This is a genomic window from Bacillus cereus group sp. MYBK30-2 (assembly GCF_051915945.1).
Lineage (GTDB): Bacteria > Bacillota > Bacilli > Bacillales > Bacillaceae_G > Bacillus_A > Bacillus_A paramycoides.
On sequence record NZ_JBQAFR010000003.1, the window covers coordinates 310,430 to 334,949 of the forward strand.

The following is a 24,520-nucleotide window of genomic DNA, read 5'->3' on the forward strand; positions in this document are numbered from 1 at the left end:
AATCGAATGTATAGCGATATAAAACTTTATTCATTTCAAAAATACATTCTTTGATAAAATAAAAACTAAATTAATTAGGTATTATTTTTATATTTATCTGATTTTATTAATCTGTATACTATACTTCCAAGAACTAACACTATACTAATATGTTTGTCGTAATAGTATATCATTCCGACTGATAAGAAAATATACGTCACTATTATCGCTATAAATGCATAACATAAAGAATTGTTGTCATTTCCTTTCGACGCTTTATATAAATCCTTTAAAACAATAAAATGAGTTAAATAAAAGAAAATAGCACCAAAAATACCTGTTCCAACTAGAAGCTCTACAAAATTATTATGCGAATAAGTAGCTTCAACCCCAAAAACTTCCATTCCGTATAAAGATCTAAAATTATCTATCCCGTAACCTAAAATTGGATGTTCTTTAAACCACTCTAGGCCCACATCAATCATATTCTCTCTAATATTTATAGAGCCTTCATCAGCACCTTTGCCTAATATAAAAGAAAACAGATGCTCCATCCTCACGCCTATTATTTGATAAAGTAGAGGGTTATCAAATATTATATAAAGGCTCAAAAATATAACAACACTACTCCATAATAAAGCTTTCATTTTCCCTTTTATCCCCATTTTCCCATTAAGCAATAATACCGCAATAAATGTAAAAACAATAAAAAGAAGAGATTTTCTGGAGCCAGTTAAGAATATAACAAGTACATTTGTTAATAGGATAGGTATATATAATAAATATTTTTTTTCTTCTATAATAAAATAAAAACAAAATATAGAGGATATCCCTATTATCATACCTATTGCATTAACATTCCCCAATTCACTTCCATACCTAGATACTTGCGAAAAATCAGAGTTCATTAAAATATAAATTCCAGTAACAAAACCAGAATATACAAAATACATTAAAATTTTCCTTAATTTTTCCAATGTATTAATGTAGTTTGCAAAAGAAAGCATTAACATGTACATAAGAGCTAAAGTCTTAACTTTAGCTAGTGCAATTTCCTGATTAATTGCATAAAATACTGATACTAAACAAATTACAATAAATATTAAGTACACAAGTAAAAAGTTATTAAACACCAACTTCTTTCGGGTTAACAAAATATCTGTCCATATAGTACCAATAAGCATTAAAGCCAAGGCATTACTTATTGAATTTAATCCATCCCTAAACGTAAATAGGTAGATGCTTAAAACATAAAAAAACATAATTATATTAATAACTTTATTTAGTGTAATTCTCTCCATTACAAGCTCCATTCTTTAACCAAAGTCGAGTGCCATTTCTTTTATACAGATAATATAAAGTTTTATGTATTAACACCCACTCTAATTCCATTACAACATTAAAACTATATTTTCCACACAAGATGAACGGTTTATTAATTCAATAATAATTCACTTATCAAATTTTTCTTCATTATAGATATGGGAGCTAAGATCTTTACAAATTAGGTAACGAACTTAATTCTTTAACTTAATAACTCTTTAATTACAACATTATTTTAATGTTAGTTCCATCAACTTTTTCGATTCAAAAGTGATATCATAGCCCATTGCAATAAATTCCGTCTTTACATTTCTTCTTTCATACTCCTCTGAATACTCTAAAGCCTTCTCAGCCCAATTTTCTGCTGAATCATCGATAGAAAGATACTCAACATTCCCTGTTATATCCGCTTCTCTAGTAATTGTATTGGAAATTAGACATGGTAACCCTGTTCCCTGTGCTTCAATTACTGTATTAGGCATCCCTTCATAAAGGGATGGAAAAATAAAAATATCCATGGCCATCATAATATCTGGAACGTCAGATCTAAGTCCCGTAAAAAGAACTTTATCAGTTAAATTCAATATTTCTAATTTTTTTCTAATATCATCTTCAAGAGAGCCTTTTCCAGTCAAAACTAATACGCTGTTAGTATTTTTTTTAACAATTTCTGAGAATACATCAATTAAATAATTGTGATTTTTCTGCGCATCAAATCTTCCTACATGTCCAACAACAAACTTTCCATCTAGGTTAAGTTCTTTTCTCATCTTGTCCCGCTTTTCTTGTGCAAACAGAAAATTTTCTAAAGGAATTGCATTTTTAACAAGAATTGCCTTCTTTTTTTCTATACATTTTTTACCAAAAGTGTATTCGGCAGCTTCTGTAGATGGCGCAATTTTCACATTCGGAATTGTCATTGGTAACCATTTAAAAATATTATGTAATAACCTACTAAGTTTACTAGCAGCATTAGAATTACTTGATCTTTGTACTAAAGTTTTAGCTCCCCCCATTTTAGCTGCAATTAAATCAACTGTTGCCAACGAATGTTGTGAAACCCTCATTACACATTCATATTTATTCTCTTTTACAACATTTTTAAGCGTAAGAAAAGCCTTAACCCAATTTTTAGATTTAGGCACTGCATAATAAACTTTTCCACCTAATTCCTTTATTTCATCTTCATAATATCCTTTTTCTAAAGACATACAGTAAAAATCCATTTGGTATTTCTTCTTATCCAATGCACGATATAACTTCATTAAAAAAGTTTCTGCACCACCAGCGTTTATTGTATTTACTATGCACAAAATTCTTTTAGGTTGAGCATCTTTTATCATTCTAAATAGACCCCTTACTTATTACTTAATTTGCTTTTAATAAGACTCATAAAAAAGCAACTGTAACCCTAACAACATAATAGTTTATTCCGTTAAATTAAGTGTAAACTTAGTCACATATTTTTAATAAACTCGCTAATAACCTTTTCAGGTAAAAATTCTTCAGCTCTCTTCAAACAATTCTCTTTCATATCCCCCATTTTTTCAGGGGCATCTAATACTGAATTTAAAATCATCTCTAATTGTGATGTTTGCATGAAATCATATATATATCCAGTTATCCCTTGAGTAATAACTTCATCTGCTGAATCCCATTTAGACGCTATTACTGGAATTCCCGCAGCATACGCATCAATAATGGTACCTGGTATCCCCTCTGTTTTAAACTGCGTTGGAAATAGTAACGCAAAGTACTCTTTGAGAATTTCTACGCTCTCATTAAAATTCACACTACCTTTGTATGATATGAAATTTGGGAATTTTTTCTGTAACTGTTCGAATCTCTCTTTATAGTTTTCATCCACTTGTCCATATATATCAAGTGTAAACATTACTTCTCCTCTTGCTGTATTAATGGATTCTACTGTCTTTATAGCATCCTCAATTCCCTTTTCTTTCATCACTCTAGAAAAAGTACAAAGCTTAAATGGTCTCTCATTTGGAAAATGCAATCCACTTGCCGTAAGAACATCTAAGCGTTTAAAATTTATAAACTTTTTAACATTCTCTAAACCTAATTGCTGGAGGGACTTTATCATACTAGTCGTTTCAACATAAACCCCATCTAATTTGCATACCTGCTTTTTAAGTTTAGGATTTTCTCCTAAAATTTCAGGTAACCATCCACCAATAACGACATAATGAAGCTTCCTTTTATATACCTTGTTCAATAGTAAAAATAATGGTACAAAAATACCAAGTCCATTCTGTGCAGGCAAAATTATTACATTTTCACAACCTTTAATTAAAAGTAAACAATTTATAAAAAGTTTAAAAGGATTTTTTTTCCAATTATGCGTGTCAACAATTTCAACGTTTTGTGTACCAAGAGCTAATTTTAATTCTTCAGTTAACACTTTCGTTTTTACTGTTTGACCGTTAAGAAGGTTTTTCTTACTCCCAAAATGTCCGCACACACCAATTTTATACATTAAAACACCTCAACATACAATATTCCTACGCCTTCAATTTCCTAAGATATTTTCAACATTTTTCTAATATTATTTTAGAAGTAATGTTTTTTCACCGCATTGACCCCATAAAAGAAGAAATAATAAAGACATTTCGGTAATGATAATTTCTCTATATTTCTACAATTATTCCAATGATTTTTAGCCGCTTGGAACTTATCATTTGAAATTGAGCCTTCAACTTTTCTATAATAAGCTAAACTCTCATCTAAGCCATATGCCAGATGCCCTTCTCTAAGAATCTTTGCCCAAGTCATTGAATCATGGTCTTTTTTTACATTAACTAATCTAACTTCCCCTACAATGTCGACGTTAACCATAACAGTCAATGTGCCTATAATTGTATTTTTCATAAATTGGCTATAGTTTAGCCTAGGGGGAACATTAATAATTTTATTCCCTTCTTCTTTCAAAATCTCATATCCCGTAAACGAGAATCCTATATTATTCTCAATCATAAAAGTCAATTGTTTCTGCAATTTATCCGCTTTCCACATATCATCTGCATCTAAAAATGCAATGTATTTTCCATTGGCCTTTTCTAAAGCCCTATTCCTCGCTACGGCAGCCCCTGCATTTTCTTCCAACTTAAAATATTTAATTCGATCATCATTAAACTCTTTAATTACTTCAGCTGTATTATCCTGTGAGCAATCATCAGCAATAAGCATTTCCCAGTTTTCATGTGTTTGTGATAAAACACTTTTTATGGTCTCACCTATATATTTTTCAGAATTATACACAGGTGTAATTATTGAAATCAAAATATCTTCTCTATTCTCACTTACCATTTCTGCACCTTCTCTTATGTTAAACTAATTTTCTGCTCTCTTTTATTTTTCCAATATACGTCTCTTTATCAATTCGACCTACCCTTAATAAATAATCACCAAGATCCTCAGCTGTTTCCATACCTTCTGTACTTATTCCATCTCTCTTGAATACCTTAGCTATTGTTATAAAAATTATCTTAAAATCTCCCATAAAGGAAATGTTATTAATATATTGCAAATCGAAATTCAATTTCCCTTCCCATGTAATGCAATTCCGTCCATTAACTTGAGCCCAACCAGTAAGCCCTGGTAAAACACTATGTCTCTTTCTCTGTTCCAAGGTCATGAATACCATATCTCGAACCAATTGGGGTCTTGGTCCAACAATTGACATGTCTCCTTTAAGAATATTAAATAACTCTGGTAACTCATCAAGAGAAGTTGAACGCAAAAACTTACCAAATTTAGTTAACCTCACATCGTCCGGAAGTAGTTCACCACCAGAATCTCTTTCATCCGTCATTGTTCTAAATTTATACATCATAAAAACTTTCTCATTTAGCCCTGGTCTTTTTTGTTTGAATAAAACTGGACTACCTAACTTCGTTTTTACAAGTAAAGCAACAATAAGAAGTACTGGACTGAGCACTATAATAGCGATTAAAGACAATATAAAATCTATTAGTCTTTTTATAAATGTTCTATAAATACCACCTTTAACAACACCCATTACCCTAACCACAACCCTTTAATAATTTTCACGACTCTATCTAAATCTTCATCTGTTATTTTCGTATCACTTGGTAAGCAAACACCATTCTCAAATAACTTCTCTGATACATCTGTCCCAACAAAATCATATTTTTCAAAGAATGGCTGTAAATGCATTGGTTTCCACACTGGTCTAGATTCAATATTTTCTTTTTCAAGAGCTTCCATCACGTCGATTGGACGAACCTTACCGTTTAGTGTCATAGAACTTAACCAATAGTTTGGTTCATTCCATTCATTGCTAGGCATAAACTCAATACCTTCAAGATTTCCTAATTCCCTCTTGTAAAAATCAAATATGTATCTTTTCTTCTGCACTCTCTCATCTAATACTTTAAGCTGTCCTCTGCCAATCCCAGCAACGACATTGCTCATACGATAGTTAAATCCTAATTCACTATGTTGATAATGTCTCGCTTGATCTCTACTTTGAGTAGCCCAAAATCTTACTTTTGAAACTCGTTCTTCATCATTAGAAACAAGCATACCACCACCAGAAGTAGTGATGATCTTATTTCCATTAAAAGAGAAAATACCATACTCTCCAAAACTTCCCGTATGCTTACCTTTATAGTAGGTTCCTAAAGATTCAGCAGCATCTTCAATTAAAGTAACACCATATTTTTTACAAAGTTCAACAATCTTATCCATGTCTGCAGAAAGACCATAAAGATGAACTACTATGACTGCCTTTACACTTGGATATTTTTTAAAAGCTTCTTCCAATGCTTTAGGACACATATTCCAAGTTTCATAATCACTATCTATAAAAACAGGAACAGCATTTTGATAAATTATAGGATTTGCTGTAGCTGAGAATGTAAGTGTTTGACAAAAAACAATATCCCCCTCCCCTACTCCTGCTGCTTTAAGTGCCAGATGAATTGCAGCTGTTCCAGAAGATAGCGCTGCGGCTGCTTTAGAGCCAACTTTCGCGGCTAGCTCTCTTTCAAATCCATTCACATTCTCCCCAAGTGGCGCAATCCAATTTGTATCGAAGGCTTCCTTAACATACTGCATTTCATAGCCTTCATCGCTCATATGTGGTGATGAAAGAAATATTCTATCTCCCATTTTAAAAACTTCCTTCCCTTAAATTAATATTTAAGATTAACTTTATTATTTGCAATACCCAATAATCGCTCTCTTATTTCCTCTTTATCCATTCCTTCAAAGTCATTCATAAATTGTCTTAAAATTTCTTGTTCTATCAAAACAGCTTTTCCTATATGAATTTTAGGGAAAATTTGCTCTGGATGAATCTCACCTTCATTTAATAACTCTTCATACATTTTTTCACCTGGTCTTAACCCAGTAAATTCAATTCCGATATCTTCAATAGAATAACCCGAAAGAGTAATTAAGTTTTTAGCTAAATCAACAATCTTTACTGGCTCTCCCATATCAAGTACAAATAATTCCCCACCTTTAGCTAACGTTCCAGCTTGAATAACTAGTCTTGAAGCTTCTGGTATTGTCATAAAGTAACGAATCATATCAGGATGAGTAACTGTTACAGGCCCACCTTTTTGAATTTGCTTCTTAAATAATGGAATTACACTTCCCCTACTCCCAAGAACATTACCAAATCGAACGGCAACGAATCTTGTATTAGTACTCACTGCTGCCATATGCTGTACAAGTATTTCTGCAAATCGTTTTGTAGCCCCCATTACATTCGTCGGATTTACTGCTTTATCTGTAGAAACCATTACGAACGTATTTACTTTAAACGTATCAGCTGCTTCCGCTACATTTTTCGTACCAAAAATATTATTTTTTACAGCCTCTTCAGGATTACGTTCCATTAATGGCACATGTTTATGTGCAGCTGCATGGTATACAATATAAGGACGATGTTTCTCCATTATTTCAAAAATCTTATTCCGATCTTGTACATCAGCAATTTCTGTAGTAATTTCGACCGAATCCTTATATGTAACTCGCATTTCCATTTCAATATTATAAATGCTATTTTCACCATGTCCTAAAAGAACAATTTTTGCTGGTTTATATTTCATCACTTGGCGACAAATTTCGGATCCAATCGATCCACCTGCACCTGTTACTAAAATTGTTTTCCCTGTAATCTTTTCTCCAATTCCTGCATCATCTAATTGGATTGGTTCTCTTCCCAATAAATCTTCCACTTGTACATCCCGGAATTCATTAACAGAAACTTTACCATCTAGAAGATCTTCAAGCATCGGTACAATTTGTGTTTTCGCCTTCGTTTTTGTACACTTCTCAAAAATCTCGTTTATTTGATTTCTATTTAAAGAAGGAATAGCAATAATAATATGTTCAATATCATTATCTTCTACAATTTCTTTAATATGATTTGTCATACCAACAACTGGTACATTATAAATCTCTAATTTTTGTTTATTTTTATCATCATCAACAAATGCAATCGGGTATAAATCTGCTTCTTTATTATGCTGTAATTGTCTTACTACCATAGTTCCTGCTGCACCCGCTCCGACAATTAATGTTCGTTTTTTATTCGTCCCCTTACTAATATATGTATCACGGAACATACGCCATACGAAACGCGAACCACCAATCAATAATAAATGTAGCATCCATGCAATTGCTAAAATTCGAACATAAATATCATGATTTATAATTTGTTGAACAATTGCAGTTACGATAATAGAAAGAGTAATTGCTTTGAATATTTGTTTCAATTCACCAATACTTGCATATTCCCATGCTTTATTGTATAGCTTATACATACTTGCAAAAATATGATGACTACACAATAATGTAATAGAACTAATAACTACTGTCGTAGGAATTTTATTTAATACATTAGGATGTATAAACCAATAACTTAAGTACACGGCAGTTAATACAATAAATGAATCTAATAAAATTAATAATGAGAGCCGTCTTCGATAACTCAATATACCTGTTCCCTTCTGTATATAAATAGTATTTAATTAATAATAAAAAAGGACATTCTCTTATGAATGTACCTCATCTTTTTTTATAAGTTTCTTCATGTATTTCAGCAAATCTGCTTTCAATTCTTCATTTTGAAGTGCCATCTCAATCGTAGTCTTAATAAACCCAAACTTCTCCCCAACATCATAGCGTATTCCTTCAAAATCATAAGCAAATACTCGTTGAATTTCATTTAAACGTTGAATCGCATCTGTCAACTGAATTTCTCCACCAGCACCTGTTTGTTGATCTTCAAGGAACATAAAGATTTCTGGTGTTAATACATAACGTCCCATAATTGCTAAATTAGATGGTGCTGTACCTTGAGCTGGCTTCTCTACAAATTGACGCACTTGATAACGGCGGTCATTTTGCTCAATTGGATCGATAATTCCATAACGGTGTGTCTCATTTTCTGGCACTGTCTGTACCCCAATAACAGATGATTGTATTCCTTCATATTGATCCATTAATTGACGTAAACATGGCGTATCCGCTTGCACAATATCATCACCAAGTAATACTGCAAATGGCTCATTTCCAATAAATTTACGTGCACACCATACCGCATGTCCAAGTCCTTTAGGTTCTTTTTGTCTTATGTAATGAATGTTAATTTTTGAAGAAGCTTGCACTTTTTCAAGTACTTCGTACTTTCCTTTTTCGAGTAAGTTTTGTTCTAACTCAAAAGAGTGATCGAAATGATCTTCAATTGCACGTTTTCCTTTTCCAGTAACAATAATAATATCTTCGATTCCTGATTCTATCGCTTCTTCTACTATGTATTGAATTGTCGGTTTATCAACGATAGGTAACATTTCTTTCGGCATTGCTTTCGTTGCTGGTAAAAACCTCGTTCCCAGTCCCGCAGCTGGGATAATCGCTTTTCTTACTTTTTTCAATTCTAGTCCCCCCCGTATATCTTTTTATCTATATGTAGCAATAACAAATACCCTACCTATAGAGTCATAGTTATAACTCCATAGGTAGAGTTTCTATCATAAATAAAATTATGGGCATCTAACCCATCCTCACGTCACACTCCCGACGACAAGCGTCTAAGGAATAAAAATTTCTACCCACAGCACGACCGAGTGCCCCCGTTGATAACGGTTAGGAGACATCACCTGTTCTTTATTTAAAAGATACCGAACAATTTTTTACGACGAATTTGTTCTGGGTCTTCTTTATAAATTGCCTTTCCGCTAATTAATAAATATGGGTTCTCTTTTAAATCACTCAGAACGTTCATTCCGAATTCTTTTTCGATTAATTCATAGCTTTCCGCTAAATGAAATCCTCTTGATGTTGTGTTATGTGCATCTGATGCGATCATATGCGTTAAATTATGTTCAACGAGTTGTAGTGAGAATTTTTTTATCTTTTTGCCGAACTTCCCTAAGAGACTTCCTGCCGTCACTTGTGTTAATGCACCTTTATTTACAAGGTTATATAACTTATCTGGCCGCTCGATTAACTCGGCATTACGTTCTGGATGAACGATAATCGGGATCATTCCTTTAACACGTAGTTCATATAATAGTTGTTCTGCATAGCGAGGTACGTGATTAGATGGAAATTCAATTAATATGTATTTATCTGTTTCGTTTAAAGTAACAATTTTACCAGCTTCATAGTCTTCTAATAAATCACCATATAGCCTGACCTCTTGCCCCGGTAAAATTTTGAGTGGAATTTCATTTTGTTGTAGTTCATCATTTAATTGTTTCACTTGATGAATAATAGAAGTACGCTCATTTACATATTTTCCATTTTGATGGTGTGGTGTAGCGACAATTGTATGAATTCCTTCTTGCACGGCCTTTTGTGCCATCGCTAAACTATCTGCTACTGTTTGTGCACCGTCATCGATGCCAGATAAAATGTGACAATGTAAATCAATCATTCTTCTCACGCTCCCTCTTGTATAAAAATCTTTTTTCCCTTGAATATGAGACATGTCTCATATTCAAGGGAAAAAAGGAGATATGTTCTTGGCATATCTCACTTTTTAATTAATTTGCACCATAGTAATAATATAAGCTTTGTTCACGTTCACGATCATTTAGAACAACGCCTAACAATTTACCTTTTGCAGATTCTAATAATCCTTTTGCTTTTACCGCTGTTTCTTTTTCTGTCGATTCACTACGAACGACAAGAATAGATGCATCACATACATTTGCCATAATTTGCGCATCCGTTACTGCTAAAATTGGTGGTAAATCAAAAATAACTAAATCGTACATACTATATGCTTGTGCAAGAAGTTCGTGCATTGATTTCGAACCTAACAATTCTGCTGGATTTGGCGGGATCGGGCCACATGCTAAAAAGTGTAAATTATCTACAGCTGTCGTTTGTACACACTTCTCTAAACGTTCACTATGTGTTAATACATTCGTTAATCCGTAAATATTATCAGCTTGGAACATTTGATGCATCGCTGGTTTACGCATATCTGCATCAATTAATAAAACTTTCTTTCCTTGTTGAGCAAAAACAACTGCCATATTCGCTGTCGTTGTCGTTTTCCCTTCACTTGGGTTCGCAGATGTTACCATTAGTGAATGCAAGTTTGTATCAACAGCTGCAAACTCAACATTCGTTCGAATATTACGATATTGTTCTGAAATTGGTGATTTCGGTTGTTGATGAGCAATTAATTGACGACGTTGACGATGATTTTTTTTCTTCTTGAATAAACTATTAAGAGCCAATTGTTTGTCCCCTCACTTTTCTTGATGATGGAGCATGTGATTTCACGTTCGTTGTTTCTTCATCCATACGAGCAACAATACCTAACACTGGTAAGCCAAGTAAATTTTCTACATCTTCTTCTTTTTTCACTGTGTTATCTAAGTATTCTAGTAGGAATGCAAGACCAACTGAAGCCATTAAGCCAACAACGAAAGCAATTGCCACATTTAACATCGGGCTTGGTTTAATTGGAGATTGATTTTCTGCAACTTCTGCTTTCGATAATACAGTTACGTTATCCACACTCATAATTTTTGCTATCTCACTTTTAAAGACTTCAGCTGTCGTATTTGCAATATCACGAGCTAATCTCGGATCCTTATCTTGAGCCATTAATGTAACTACTTGTGAATCTTTTTCATTTACCACTTCGATTTTTTCATTCAGTTCTTGGATGGTAATATTTAAACCTTGTTTTTCCTTAACTTGCTCTAAGATTACTGGACTTTTAATAATAACCTTATATGTATTGGTCAATTGAATATTTGTTTGCACTTCACTAAACTGAATTGCTGCACCTTCTTGCTTCTTCTGGTTCACAAGAATTTGCGTTGAAGATTGATAGATTGGTGTCATAAAGAAGAAGCTAATGATAGCACTTACAATAGCTGCACCAAAGGCGATTACGAGGATCATTGCTAAACGTTTTTTTAAGATATGAAATAACTCTTTTAAACTAATTGTTTCTTCCATAAGTTCCTCCAACTTTCTAAAATTTGCACATAAGAAAAATTATAACATATTATCTTACATTTTTTATTTTAGTAATTTATTTTATATTAGTTCATAACAAACAAGTATAATCTTACAAAATAATCTTAAATATGACAACACATTCCAATGATTTTCCAAATTTTTTATTTTATCATGTTTTTTATACTATATAACTTGATAAAGAATTTCCGGAAAATACAAAAAGCCAACAAGTATTTCTTATTGGCTTTTTATATTTTAGTAATAACCATATTGCTCTTGTTCTTCTCTTTTATCGTTTAAAACGACACCAAGTATTTTCCCTGATGCTTTATCTAATATTTGTTTCGCTTTTACGATTTTGTCTTTTTCTGTTTTTTCACTGCGCACGACAAGTACGATTCCATCACATTTGTTCGCAAGTATTTGTGCATCGGTAACAGCAAGGACAGGTGGTGTGTCGATTAAAACAATATCAAACATGTTATATGCTTCTAGCAATGCCTCGTCCATCGCTCGATTTCCTAATAGTTCAGCTGGGTTTGGCGGAATTGGACCTGCCGCCATTAAATATACGTTCTCTATATCTGTTTTTTGAATGCATTGCATTAATTTCGCTTGTCCTGATAGTAGGCTAGTTAATCCATTTGAATTATGAATTGCAAATAAGTTTTGAATCGTCGGCTTACGTAAGTCAGCTCCGATTAATAAAACTTTTTTTCCTTGTTGACCGAAAACAACTGCTAAGTTTGCGATTGTCGTTGTTTTTCCATCGCCTGGATCTGCCGAGGTAACAATGATAGAACGAACACGACTATCTACAGATGTAAATTCAATGTTTGTACGAATGTTACGATATTGTTCTGTAATACGCGATTTAGGCTCTTTATGTGTAATTAATTGTCGTAATGGTTTTCTTTTCTTTCTCCCGAACATATTCATAATCTCCTTTTGTGAAATGCGACATTTTCCCTTTTCTCTCTCTTATGCTCGATTTCATACGTCTAATTAATATTTTGTATCGCTAACTTCCCCACACCTCATCATAATCAATAACATTCTACTTTGTCTTATATAAATACCTTAACAATATGACAATGACTTTACTTCTTTAATACCTTTATCATTTATCCTATTTTCTAAATAAACGATAAAGGTATTATATGGTAATTACCATATAATTACAAGTTGTTTTCTGACTAGTTTGCATTTTAATAATTCCATCGATATATTAATGAAATAAAAAAATCTTCCTGTATTTTTACAAGAAGATTTTTTTTGTTTTATCTATTCTTTTTTATCACCAATTGCAAATGTAATTTCAGCCTCACAAGCAACTTCACCATCTACTGTTGCGATTGCTTTTCCTTTTCCAATCGGACCACGTACGCGTGTCATTTCTACTTCTAGGCGAAGTTGATCACCTGGGCGCACTTGTTTTTTAAAGCGACAGTTGTCGATGCCTGCGAAGAAAGCAAGTCTCCCGCGATTTTCTTCTTTCTTTAATACAGCAACTGCCCCAACTTGTGCTAATGCTTCTACAATAAGTACACCAGGCATAACTGCATAATCAGGAAAGTGTCCGTTAAAGAACTCCTCGTTTGCAGATACATTTTTAATTCCAACCGCTCTTTTTCCCTCATCCACTTCTAATATTTTATCAACAAGTAAAAATGGATAGCGGTGAGGAATGATTTCTTTAATTTGTTCTATATTTAGCATATAACAATCGCCCCTTTTACAATATTGGTCTTACCACTTGGACATATTGTTATTATCCCATTTTGTTTATTATTTGTCATTATAAAGTGAAACTTTAATCAGTTCAGCTTCATATATAAAAAAATGCACACACTCTATTCCATTAAAATAGTTGCACTTCCCAGCAACTGACACGGAGGTAGAAAAGAGTGTATGCCCAAATTAGGGAAAGGCAATATGTATTTGAACATTCTTTGCCTTAATGTCGTATTCCGAATCATTATATTACATACGTTTTCAAATAAGAAAACATTAAATTTAACTATATATATGAATATATTGCCCTATTTCTTTATTTTCCTCTATTTTTCTTCTGTTTTCTTAAAAAATTAGAATTAAAAAAATCCCCAAAAAAAGAACTAAGGTTTTCCCTTAGCTCTTTTTCACTTTATTTCAACGCACGACGTGGTAATTTATCGATATTCTCTAACATAATACCTGTACCAACAGCAACACATTGCATTGGGTTTTCAGCAATTAATACTGGTACCTTTAATTCTTCTGCTAGAAGCATGTCAATACCGTGTAATAAAGCTCCTCCGCCTGTTAGAATAACGCCGCGGTCGATAATGTCCGCAGATAGTTCTGGTGGTGTGCGCTCTAGTACGCCTTTTGCAGCTTGTACAATGATAGCCGCGTCTTCTTTTAGTGCTTCTGTAATTTCTTCAGAGCATACTGTAATTGTACGTGGTAAACCAGTTACCATGTCACGTCCGCGAATTTCAAGCTCTTCACTGCGTGCACCTGGGAATACTGTACCGACTTTAATTTTAATATTTTCTGAAGTACGTTCTCCAATTAATAGCTTATACTTACGTTTAACGTAGTTTAAGATCTCCAAATCAAACTTATCGCCAGCCATTTTGATAGAGGAAGAGGTAACAATATCACCCATAGAAAGTACGGCGATATCTGTTGTACCTCCACCAATATCAACAACCATGTTTCCGCTTGGCTGGAAGATTTCCATACCAGCACCAACTGCAGCTACTTTTGGCTCTTCTTCTAAAAATACTGTTTTACCACCTGAACGCTCAGCAGCCTCACGAATTGCTTTTTGTTCTACAGATGTGATATTTGTTGGACAGCAAATTAAAATGCGAGGTTTTGAAAAGAAGCTCTTCACGTCCAATTTGTTAATGAAATACTTTAACATTGCTTCTGTAATTTCGAAATCTGCGATTACACCATCTTTAAGCGGACGAATTGCCACAATATTACCAGGTGTACGTCCCACCATACTTCTTGCTTCTTCACCTACTGCTAATACTTTTCCACTATTACGATCAATTGCCACAACAGATGGCTCATTTAATACAATACCCTTACCTTTAACATGAATTAATACGTTAGCCGTACCTAGGTCAATTCCGATATCTCGCGCAAACATTCCCGTTTTTTCCTCCTCGATATTCAAAATCAGGTTACACCCGAATTCTTTTACACCTAATTTCTGATTTTATCATAATTTTAACAGAAACGTAATATTCACAAAAAGAATTTTTCTGAAAAATATTACCGAATCTGTAAGGAATGTTTGCTGTTTTGCATTTATTGACGTACAGGCTTTTCTATATCTTCTTTTCTATACTTCTGCTTTGTTGCTTCTCCCCCTCTTAAATGACGAATAGACTTATGATAATCAAGAATTTCTTTCACTTCATTTGCGAGCTCTGGATTAATTTCTGGCAAACGTTCTGTTAAATCTTTATGGACTGTACTCTTTGATACCCCAAACTCCTTTGCAATTACACGCACTGTCTTTCTTGTCTCCACGATATACTTACCAATCTTGATAGTTCTCTCTTTGATGTAATCGTGCACACCACTCGCCTCCCTAAATTGGATGTGAGAAGTGTGAAATGAGACTCGCTGCATACGACTATGAAGTAAATGTGAGTGCTGTTTGTAAGCGTTAAACATTCTTGGATTTATAATGAAATGATTCACGATTTCTCACCTCAAACACTCTCTTTGCATTGGTTTATACCATTGTATTGCCCGCACTACTGATATATGCTACATGTTCACTATTTTTGCGGACTAAGTTAAGAAAAATTACGTTTTTGTGTGAGAAATACGTTAACAATGACAATTATGGCGAAAAAAAGTGACACCTCTTATAAAAGGTGTCACTTTTCTCGTTCATACTCTTCTTCTAACAACTGATGGTGGGGAACTTCTTTCTTACCGGCAATATAATAATATAAGGAGAATAAAACAAACAATAAAATAATAGCAATCGACAGAACAGATAAAAATGACACAGTATCCCCTCCCTTTTGTAATATATATTCGAGAATCTCGTCATTTTTCCTTGTTATTGCAAATTTTTTCTCGAAATTGATTATTTTTATATAAAAATAAAAAAATCAGCTCTCCTAGTGAGAACTGATTTTTTCACTTTTTTATTCTTGTGAAGAAGAATCACTAGATGATTCTGTAGAACCATTTGTTGACTTTTCTTCTTTCTTAGCTTTGTCTTCTTGTTTGCCGTTCGTCTCTTTATCACTAGTCGAACCGCTTGTCGATTTCTCTTCTTTTTGAGACTTATCTTCTGTTTTACTTTCTGGTTTCGTGCTTGTTGACTTTTCTTCTTTTTGAGATTTGTCATCAGCTTTTTTACCAGAAGCATTCGTCGCCTTTGCAGTACCTGCATCAGCTTTAATTTCTGATACTGATTTATTTAAGTAACGCTCAGGATTCACAGCCACATTGTCTTTACGTACTTCAAAGTGAACGTAAGAACCTGCATCTTTATTCATTGTACTTAAACCGGATTTCCCTAGTACTTCACCTTGTGCAACTCGTGCACCTTTTTCTACTTTCACACTGCCTAAGCTTTGATAAGATGCTGCTACACCATTTCCACTATCTACTGTTACAACATAACCAAGAAGTGAATCTTTTTCAGCTTTCGTTACTGTACCACTTAAAGCAGCTGTAACATCGAATTCTTTTCCATTTTTCGCAGCAATGTCGATTCCTTTATTCGGGGAATATGTGTTGTTATAAAAGACAAGTGCTTTTTCTTGTTCCGCCTCTGTTGCTGCATCTTCATAGAATTTCTTCTGTACTACTACTTCTGCATTTGCTGCAGCTGGCATTTTCACTACTTCTGAAGATTTTGTTACCGGTACTGCCGGATCATCTGTTTGTGTATACGGCGTTGCTTGATCTTGGTTCGGAGCTTTCTTCGGGTTAGCTCCCTGGAACCATAGCGCAACCATTAAGATTACCGCTGCACAAGCAATGTATAGTGCCGGAAACACCCATCTTCTTTGAAATAAATGTACTACTTTTTGCGACTTTTTATTATTTCTTCCTCGCATTCCATCATCACCTCAGCAATCATTTTGAACAATATTCATACATCCTATACAACCTATAACTAATTACTTTTCGACAAAATCTGTAAAAATATGTATAAGAATTGCAAAATTTCCGAGGAAATGATGAAAAAAAGAAAAAACTGAGCTTTTTCAGCCCAGTTTTTAGTCCATTTGTTTCTTTCTATACACAAAGAGCGTAATAACAAGTACTGCAACTAACCAAATTGTTATGTTCAATAAATTACTAGTAATTGCACTAAAGCCTTCACCTTTTATCACACCGCTGACTGCGAGGCCGATATGACGAGTTGGTAAATACTCAACTATTTTTGTAACAACCTCATTTTTCACGAATCCTGCTATAAAATCGCCAATAAGAAAGACCATTAATATCGGTAACCCAATTGTTGATGTTTGCGGCACATTTTGAGCTAATAATCCAATACAAGTACCAATGAGGTTAAATATTAGCATTCCAAGAACAAAAATGAGTAATAATAATGCAAAGTTACCTTCTAATTTCCCTAAAATAAGTAGATTAATAAAACAGATCGCTACTGTAATCATACCCGTTAATGAACTTTTACCAATTAATACTTCAATAGACGATGCTGGCGATAACATAAGAACACGAAGCGTACTTTTCTCCTTTTCTTCAGCGATAAGCATTGCCTGTATAAAGCCCCCAACCAAAACTAACGTCATTGTAATTAATGTACTTGCCCCAACTTCTCTAAAATTATCTGAACGACTATATATTATTGCAAAGAAAATCGGCATTGCCATCATAATTAAACTTTGTGAATTCGTTTTAAAATCCTGTACCTCTTTCCGAAAAATAGCTGAAAATCGCCTCATTGAAAATGTCATTATAATCCCCTCCCAGTAACTTCAATAAAGATATCACCTAACGTTGGCTCATAAGAATGAATCGATAGTAATTCGCCCTTTTTCATCCATTCTGAAATGCGTTTTGCCCCTAATTCATCTTTTTGTACTGTTTCTTTTTTCTTATCTTTTAACACAACTTGTATTTGATCTTTCGCGTATTTTAATCGTAAGTTTTCTGGTGTATCGAGGGCTACAATTTCTCCCCCGCAAAGAAAGGCGATGCGGTTACAAAGTGTTTCTGCTTCGTCCATATTGTGCGTCGTTAAGAAAATCGTTGTTCCTTCTTTATTTAAGTCTTTTAAAATGTTATGGATGTTTTGCACGTTTACTGGATCAAGTGCAGATGTTGGTTCATCTAAGAAGAGGATATCTGGTTTATGAAGGATTGCTCTCGCTAATGTAACGCGCTGCTTCATTCCTTTTGATAATTTTTTTACTGGTGTTTTTTTATCTTCTAATAAGTTCACTTGTGATAGCACTTCATCGATTCGTTCTTTTTTACAATCGTATAAGTCACAAAATAGTAGTAAGTTATCATAAATGCTAAGTCTTTCATATAAGCCGCTATTGTCTGTTAAAATACCGATTCGTTTGTAATCGATGCTGCTTGGCCCCGTAATATCTTTACCTAACACTCTTACAGTTCCAACGCTATGAAGCAATTGAGAAGTTAAAATTTTCACTGTTGTCGTTTTCCCAGATCCACTCGGTCCGAGGAATCCGAAGATTTCTCCTTGCTTCACCTCAATATTTACATTTCGAAGGGCCGTTTTTCCATCGAAACTTTTCATTACATCTTTCATTTCAATTGCCAATGTCATTTCGTCATCCCCTTTGTTTTTCCTTTTATAGATGAAAGTCGCTTTAGCGATTCTCGTTTGTTTGTTTCGCTTTTCTTGACTCAATCATATGAAAAACAAAGGGGTTACGCAGTAAAATACCGGTAAAAGGAGTATTTTTACCGGTGAATGAATCGTATTTTGAGCTTATTGGAGTATTTTTTATAGTCCAATTACACCTTTTAATTCATCCATTCGTCCTTTTGAAAGCGGGATTGAACTTTTTCTTTCGTCATCCAAAATTAAACTAAAGCTATTACGTGTCCAAGTAATAACTTCTCGCACTCTTTGTAAATTAACGAGGTACGAGCGATGACATCTGAAGAATCCGAATCCTGTTAATCTTACTTCTAGTTCACTTAATGTTAATGCACATACGAAATCACCTTCACGAACGTGAATATGTGTCACCCCATTTTGCGTTTCAATGAAATGAATTTCCATCGGATCAAGTAAAATGATTTTATCGTTCACTTTCGCTGGTATTCTTTCAAGTTTCATTTGCGGAATCATTTGAACTACTTTTTCTTCATCGACTTCTTCCACTTCTTCCTGCTCGATTTCCACCTTTTTTACACCATCTTGATTTAATATGTATACATCTTCAGTCAGTGAAAGAGCGTCCGATAGGAAGGACGATGTAATAAATATTGCCTTTCCTTGTTCTTTCATTTTCATAATCGCTTTTCGAATAATAATCGTACTCTCTGTATCTACATTTTGCTCTGGCTCTTCCAAAATAACTAAATCAGGATTATGAATCATAACCCGCCCGATATGAAGACGGCGTTTCTCTGAAAATGACAATTTTTCTATTTTAACGTTTAACTTATCTAGGAGACCAACATATTGTACTACTTCTTCCATACTCATATTTGATTCATACAGCCCTAATAAGAACTTAAAGTACTCCTTCACCTTCAAACGGTCATATGCTTCATCTTTCAAAAAGCAAAAGCCGATGCGGGAATACACTTTCTTCCCAATTGGCTCTTCTTCAAATAGCACACTGCCCGAAGAAGCCTCTTCTTCTCCGATAATAATACGGTGCAACACTTTAGCTGTATGATTATTACATTGCAAAACAACACATTGTCCTTTCTTAACTTCCAGTTCAATTGCTGGCAACTGGTTTGTCTTCCCTAACTGTTTTAACTCCAATAACGCCATTCTGTCTCCCCCAACTGTTTTTCTCTAATTATACCAAACAATTAATGGAAAATTATGATATTTTATACATTCTTATATTACGCCAACAAAGAAGGCTATCCAAATGAAAGGATAGCCTTCTTCTTTATTTCTGCTCCACCATATAAGTCTTCAACTGATCACGAAGTGCTCTTTTTAAGAATTTCCCTACAGATGTTTTCGGAATTTCATTCACGAATAAAATATCATCTGGCATCCACCATTTCGGGAATTCCGCTTCTAGTAAAGCATACAGTTCGTCTCGCTCTACTGCTTGTCCTTCTTTTAATACGACGCAAGCAACGGGACGTTCTTGCCATTTTTCGTGCGGAACTGCCACGACAGATGCTTCTAATACTTTGTCGTGTGACATTAAGGCGTTTTCTAAATCTACTGAAGAAATCCATTCACCGCCGCTTTTAATTAAGTCTTTTGTACGGTCAGCAATTTTAATAAATCCTTCCGAATCCACCGTGACAATATCTCCTGTATGGAGCCAACCATCTTTCATCGATTCCTCTGTACGTTCATCGTTATAATAGCTACCGGCAATCCATGGGCCTCTCAGGCAAAGTTCTCCCATTTCTTCTCCATCCCATTTAATTTCACCGTCTTGTCCAATCACTTTCATTTCTAATCCAGGGAATAAATACCCTTGGCGAGAACGTAAATTATAATATTCTTCTTTCGGTAAATCACGCTGATATGATTTTGGACAGTTAATTACAACTGCTGGACTTGTTTCTGTCATTCCATATATTTGTCTAAATGCAATTTCATATTTCTCTTCATACGTACGAATCATACTTTGTGGAGCAGCTGATCCACCTGACCATATCGTTTTCACGCTACTAATATCATATGGATGTTTTTCAAGTTCTTGTAATAAGCCAATCCAAATGGTTGGCACGCCAGCCGTAATTGTTACTTTCTCTCTGTCGATTAGTCCCGCCAAAATCTCTGGTGTGAAATGCGGTCCTGGTAATACGAGTTTCGTACCAAACCATGTACTCGCAAACGGTAATCCCCATGCGTTAACATGGAACATTGGAACGACAGGCATACAAGTGTCTACTTCTGATATATTCCCGCCATCTGCAAGCCCGAGTGTGTAACTATGGAGCGCAATACTACGGTGTGTGTAAACTACACCTTTCGGTTTCCCTGTCGTAGCCGATGTGTAGCACATACCAGCTGGTTCTTTTTCATCTAAATCTTTTACAAACGGAAATGTCTCATCGCCCTCTTCGAGTAATTGGTCGTAATGGTATGCTGGTGATAGTGTTGTGTGAGGTAGTTTATGATCGTCTGTCATAATAATAAAGGCTTTTACGTGTGGAATTTCGTGTTGAATACTTTCTAATATAGGTACCATGTCTTCATCGACAAAAATAATTTTGTCTTCTGCATGGTTAATAATATATGAAATGTGATCAGCGGAAAGCCTTAAATTAATCGTATGTAGCACCGCTCCGATCCCAGGAATCGCAAAGTATGCTTCCAAATGCCTATGATGGTTCCAAGCAATTGTACCTACTTTATCCCCTTGTTCAATTCCCATTCTCTTTAATACGCTAGCAAGCCTTCTTGTCCGCTTTGCAATTTCTCCGTATGTTAATGTATGAATACGAGATGCAGTCCGTGAGACAACTTCCTTTTTTGAAAAATATTTCTCCGCTCGTTCCATCATTGATGGAATGAGAAGTGGTACATCCATCATCATTTTTCATTACCCCCTGTTATTATGTTTTATATATTCACATAACTGTATTATAACACGCGGCACGTAGTGTAACTTCCATTTATTTCTACAAATAATGACAAAAAGAGCTGTCCCATAAGTCGAACTTTTGACTAGGCGACACCCCTTTATATTTTCTCCTTGCTGAACAATACCATAGTAAATTAACGATTTTTCGAATATATCTATCGTAACTCAAAATATATTAACGATTCGACAAGGAATATCGATTTACCGATAAAGATTTACAATAGTAGCCACCTATACAACAAAAAGGAGCTGTTCCAAAATATCTTTTGGAACAGCTCCTTCTAGTAACGACATCTATATCAAATCAACAAAAGTGTACGTGCACTATAATCTCTATTTTTTCACCATTAATTTCCCTTCATAATCATTCATCGTCTTAATTTCAATACCTTTATAGTAATGAGCAACGATATCTGTATATTTCTTACCTTCTTTCGCCATACCGTTTGCCCCATATTGACTCATACCGACGCCATGGCCGAAACCTTTTGTCGTAACGACGATGTTATTACCTTGTTGTTTCCATGTAAAGTCAGAAGAACGTAAATCTAATTTTTCACGAACTTCTTTTCCTGTTAATGTTTTCCCTTGAAACTCTACATCTTTTACCCGTTTTCCTTCTGTAAGGTCTTTAATGTTTCCAATCTTCCCGTCTGGTAGTACTTTCACACCGAGACGTTTTTGAAAGTCCGTCACTGTAAATGTTTGCTCGCTCGTAAATTTTGGAGATGCTTGATCCCACGGACTGTCTACACTCTTTAAGTACGGATAATCATTCCCCCAATAATCCGCTGCATTTTCTGTTCGACCGTTACTCGTTGAGAAGAAAGAAGCTGAAATTGGCTTACCTTCATACGTTAAAACTTGTCCTGCTGTTTTAGAAACTGCTTCCTCGATTTTCTTTAAATTATTTTCGTAGTTATTCCCCCATTGTTTCTTCAGTTCCTCTTTACTTTTGTACACTTGATCTTTGACCGTGTCTGTCACGTCCGCATTGTTTTTCTTACCTCCGCTTAGCATACGCTGCACCACGAATGTTCTTGCTGCTAATGCCTGCGCCTTTAGCGCCTCTATTTCAAAACTGGCATTCATCTCAGAAGCTACTACACCGGTTACATATTCCTCCATAGGCAATGTTTCTACCTTTTTCTGCTGATCGCGATATACAGCAACTTGAACCGCTGTATCAACTTTCCCTGGAGCTGGTATGCTTTGTACGACTGGAGGAGTTTTAGGAGATTCTTCCCCTACCTTTGCTTTCGCAAACGGAATGACAAGGACGGCAGGTACAATGATAACGAGCGCTATTAAAAGCGCCATTGTAATGAAAAGTGGCTTTGAAAATTTCATCCTATTCCCCCAATATAAAGTTGGCTTCCTTTCATTCTTATGGAACTAAGGGGGCTTTTAGAACATACTTAGGGGGATCGGTATAAAGTGAAACTTTGATCAGTGAGGGTTTTATTCATCCCTCACTGACTATTAGCCCATCCCAATCGAGCATGTGCGGGATAAAACAAAAATTTTCTAAATATTTTTACTGAGACGTGCATAAGTATAGAATTTATTGACTATAACAGTAATAGTTAAAAAAAATAGCCTCTACGTCAAAAGACATAGAGACTATTTCAATTAAGCGTGAAGGTCAGAAACTTCTTGTTCTTTCACTTCTTCTACTTTTTCGTTTACACGTTCAATAGTTGCACCTAATGCAGCTAATTTCTTATGGAAGTTTACATAGCCACGGTCAAGATGTTTTAGCTCGGTTACACGAGTGTAACCTTCTGATACTAAACCAGCTAAGATTAATGCTGCTGCTGCACGTAAATCAGTTGCACCTACTTCAGCACCTTGTAAGCTGTTTGGACCGTTCATAATAACAGAACGACCTTCGATTTTAATATCAGCATTCATACGACGGAATTCTTCAACGTGCATAAAGCGGTTTTCGAATACCGTTTCTGTAATCATACTTGTTCCATCAGCTTGTAGTAATAATGCCATCATTTGTGATTGCATGTCTGTTGGGAAACCTGGATGAGGCATAGTTTTAATATCAACCGCTTTTAACTTATCTGGGCCGATAACACGTACACCTTCATTTTCCTCAATAATTTTAACACCCATTTCTTCCATTTTCGCTGTAATAGAGCGTAAATGTTCTGGTACAGCATTTTCAATTAAGATGTCTCCACCAGTAATTGCTGCTGCAACCATGAATGTTCCTGCTTCAATACGGTCAGGAATAATAGAATGGTTTGCACCATATAATTTATCGACACCTTCAATACGAATCGTTCCAGTTCCAGCTCCGCGTACTTTCGCTCCCATCGCATTTAAGAAGTTAGCTAAGTCAACGATTTCTGGCTCTTTTGCTGCGTTTTCAAGGATTGTTGTCCCTTTTGCTAATGTAGCTGCAGACATAATGTTTTCTGTCGCGCCTACGCTTGGGAAGTCTAAATAAATTTTAGCTCCTTTTAGTTCTCCCTCTACATATGCCTCAACAAATCCGTTACCAACTTGCACTTTCGCTCCCATTGCTTCGAAGCCTTTTAAATGTTGGTCAATTGGACGTGAACCAATTGCACATCCACCAGGAAGTGCAATACGAGCACGACCGTTACGTGCTAATAATGGTCCCATTACTTGAACAGATGCACGCATTTTACGTACATACTCAAATGGTGCTTCAATGTTTAATTCTTTAGAAGAATCGATTGTTACTTGGTTATTTTCAAATACGACTTCAGCATTTAAATGACGTAATACCTCGTTAATTGTGTATACATCAGACAAAACTGGTACTTCAGATAGTACATTCTTTCCATCACTCGCTAATAGGGCTGCAGCGATTATAGGTAATACAGCATTTTTTGCGCCCTCAACACGCACTGTGCCGTTCAACCGCTTTCCGCCACGGACGATGATCTTTTCCAAATTATTCCCCTCCGTGTCCT

The 24,520-nt window shown here is 34.8% G+C and carries 23 protein-coding genes; all 23 read right to left on the reverse strand.

Annotated elements, in window-relative coordinates; genetic code table 11:
• Positions 1 to 74 precede the first annotated feature (74 nt).
• The gene (locus ACTFQM_RS20970; RefSeq protein ID WP_440036115.1) at positions 75 to 1,280 is read right to left on the reverse strand and encodes an O-antigen ligase family protein; all 1,206 of its coding nucleotides are present in this window, start codon (positions 1,278 to 1,280) and stop codon (positions 75 to 77) included.
• Between the two features lie 252 nt (positions 1,281 to 1,532).
• Positions 1,533 to 2,645 (reverse strand): glycosyltransferase family 1 protein, encoded by a 1,113-nt coding sequence (locus ACTFQM_RS20975; protein ID WP_440036116.1) that lies wholly within the window; start codon positions 2,643 to 2,645, stop codon positions 1,533 to 1,535.
• Between the two features lie 113 nt (positions 2,646 to 2,758).
• The gene (locus ACTFQM_RS20980; protein WP_440036117.1) at positions 2,759 to 3,796 is read right to left on the reverse strand and encodes a glycosyltransferase family 4 protein; all 1,038 of its coding nucleotides are present in this window, start codon (positions 3,794 to 3,796) and stop codon (positions 2,759 to 2,761) included.
• A gap of 74 nt (positions 3,797 to 3,870) precedes the next feature.
• The gene (locus ACTFQM_RS20985; RefSeq protein ID WP_440036118.1) at positions 3,871 to 4,626 is read right to left on the reverse strand and encodes a glycosyltransferase family 2 protein; all 756 of its coding nucleotides are present in this window, start codon (positions 4,624 to 4,626) and stop codon (positions 3,871 to 3,873) included.
• Between the two features lie 19 nt (positions 4,627 to 4,645).
• Complete coding sequence (locus tag ACTFQM_RS20990) at positions 4,646 to 5,338, reverse strand: sugar transferase (RefSeq protein WP_440036120.1); 693 nt, start codon at positions 5,336 to 5,338, stop codon at positions 4,646 to 4,648.
• The gene (locus ACTFQM_RS20995) at positions 5,338 to 6,453 is read right to left on the reverse strand and encodes a DegT/DnrJ/EryC1/StrS family aminotransferase (RefSeq protein ID WP_440036121.1); all 1,116 of its coding nucleotides are present in this window, start codon (positions 6,451 to 6,453) and stop codon (positions 5,338 to 5,340) included. The genes ACTFQM_RS20990 and ACTFQM_RS20995 overlap by 1 nt, the downstream gene beginning before the upstream one ends.
• Positions 6,454 to 6,476: 23 nt before the next feature.
• A complete protein-coding gene (locus tag ACTFQM_RS21000; protein WP_440036122.1) occupies positions 6,477 to 8,288 on the reverse strand; it encodes a polysaccharide biosynthesis protein in 1,812 nt (603 codons plus the stop codon).
• 60 nt (positions 8,289 to 8,348) lie between these two features.
• Positions 8,349 to 9,230, reverse strand: a complete 882-nt coding sequence (gene galU / locus ACTFQM_RS21005) for a UTP--glucose-1-phosphate uridylyltransferase GalU (RefSeq protein ID WP_440036123.1) — start codon at positions 9,228 to 9,230, stop codon at positions 8,349 to 8,351.
• A 236-nt stretch (positions 9,231 to 9,466) separates the two neighbouring features.
• Positions 9,467 to 10,234, reverse strand: coding sequence for a tyrosine-protein phosphatase (locus ACTFQM_RS21010; protein ID WP_440036124.1), 768 nt, complete (start codon positions 10,232 to 10,234; stop codon positions 9,467 to 9,469).
• Between the two features lie 109 nt (positions 10,235 to 10,343).
• Positions 10,344 to 11,048: a CpsD/CapB family tyrosine-protein kinase gene (locus ACTFQM_RS21015; protein WP_440036126.1), complete on the reverse strand. Its 705-nt coding sequence runs from the start codon at positions 11,046 to 11,048 to the stop codon at positions 10,344 to 10,346.
• The gene (locus ACTFQM_RS21020) at positions 11,038 to 11,781 is read right to left on the reverse strand and encodes a YveK family protein (RefSeq protein WP_440036127.1); all 744 of its coding nucleotides are present in this window, start codon (positions 11,779 to 11,781) and stop codon (positions 11,038 to 11,040) included. The genes ACTFQM_RS21015 and ACTFQM_RS21020 overlap by 11 nt, the downstream gene beginning before the upstream one ends.
• 258 nt (positions 11,782 to 12,039) lie before the next feature.
• Positions 12,040 to 12,717: a CpsD/CapB family tyrosine-protein kinase gene (locus ACTFQM_RS21025; protein ID WP_265623152.1), complete on the reverse strand. Its 678-nt coding sequence runs from the start codon at positions 12,715 to 12,717 to the stop codon at positions 12,040 to 12,042.
• A gap of 351 nt (positions 12,718 to 13,068) precedes the next feature.
• Entirely contained in the window at positions 13,069 to 13,503 is a 435-nt protein-coding gene (gene fabZ, locus ACTFQM_RS21030; protein ID WP_000931959.1) for a 3-hydroxyacyl-ACP dehydratase FabZ, read from the reverse strand.
• A gap of 427 nt (positions 13,504 to 13,930) precedes the next feature.
• On the reverse strand, positions 13,931 to 14,932 hold the full coding sequence (locus ACTFQM_RS21035; protein ID WP_440036128.1) for a rod shape-determining protein: 1,002 nt from the start codon (positions 14,930 to 14,932) through the stop codon (positions 13,931 to 13,933).
• Positions 14,933 to 15,093: 161 nt separating this feature from the next.
• A complete protein-coding gene (gene spoIIID / locus ACTFQM_RS21040) occupies positions 15,094 to 15,366 on the reverse strand; it encodes a sporulation transcriptional regulator SpoIIID (RefSeq protein ID WP_000544010.1) in 273 nt (90 codons plus the stop codon).
• A 308-nt stretch (positions 15,367 to 15,674) separates the two neighbouring features.
• Positions 15,675 to 15,809, reverse strand: coding sequence for an ABC transporter ATP-binding protein (locus tag ACTFQM_RS21045; RefSeq protein WP_178940917.1), 135 nt, complete (start codon positions 15,807 to 15,809; stop codon positions 15,675 to 15,677).
• A 141-nt stretch (positions 15,810 to 15,950) separates the two neighbouring features.
• Positions 15,951 to 16,874 (reverse strand): peptidoglycan DD-metalloendopeptidase family protein, encoded by a 924-nt coding sequence (locus tag ACTFQM_RS21050; protein ID WP_440036130.1) that lies wholly within the window; start codon positions 16,872 to 16,874, stop codon positions 15,951 to 15,953.
• Between the two features lie 162 nt (positions 16,875 to 17,036).
• Positions 17,037 to 17,744, reverse strand: a complete 708-nt coding sequence (locus tag ACTFQM_RS21055; protein WP_440036131.1) for an ABC transporter permease — start codon at positions 17,742 to 17,744, stop codon at positions 17,037 to 17,039.
• Positions 17,744 to 18,586, reverse strand: coding sequence for an ATP-binding cassette domain-containing protein (locus ACTFQM_RS21060; protein ID WP_440036133.1), 843 nt, complete (start codon positions 18,584 to 18,586; stop codon positions 17,744 to 17,746). The genes ACTFQM_RS21055 and ACTFQM_RS21060 overlap by 1 nt, the downstream gene beginning before the upstream one ends.
• 180 nt (positions 18,587 to 18,766) lie before the next feature.
• Positions 18,767 to 19,774: a LytTR family transcriptional regulator DNA-binding domain-containing protein gene (locus ACTFQM_RS21065; RefSeq protein ID WP_440036134.1), complete on the reverse strand. Its 1,008-nt coding sequence runs from the start codon at positions 19,772 to 19,774 to the stop codon at positions 18,767 to 18,769.
• A 124-nt stretch (positions 19,775 to 19,898) separates the two neighbouring features.
• Positions 19,899 to 21,515, reverse strand: a complete 1,617-nt coding sequence (locus ACTFQM_RS21070) for a long-chain fatty acid--CoA ligase (protein ID WP_242271497.1) — start codon at positions 21,513 to 21,515, stop codon at positions 19,899 to 19,901.
• 381 nt (positions 21,516 to 21,896) lie between these two features.
• On the reverse strand, positions 21,897 to 22,913 hold the full coding sequence (gene spoIID / locus ACTFQM_RS21075; RefSeq protein WP_002174328.1) for a stage II sporulation protein D: 1,017 nt from the start codon (positions 22,911 to 22,913) through the stop codon (positions 21,897 to 21,899).
• Positions 22,914 to 23,195: 282 nt separating this feature from the next.
• On the reverse strand, positions 23,196 to 24,500 hold the full coding sequence (murA, locus tag ACTFQM_RS21080) for a UDP-N-acetylglucosamine 1-carboxyvinyltransferase (RefSeq protein ID WP_025147061.1): 1,305 nt from the start codon (positions 24,498 to 24,500) through the stop codon (positions 23,196 to 23,198).
• Positions 24,501 to 24,520: the final 20 nt, after the last annotated feature.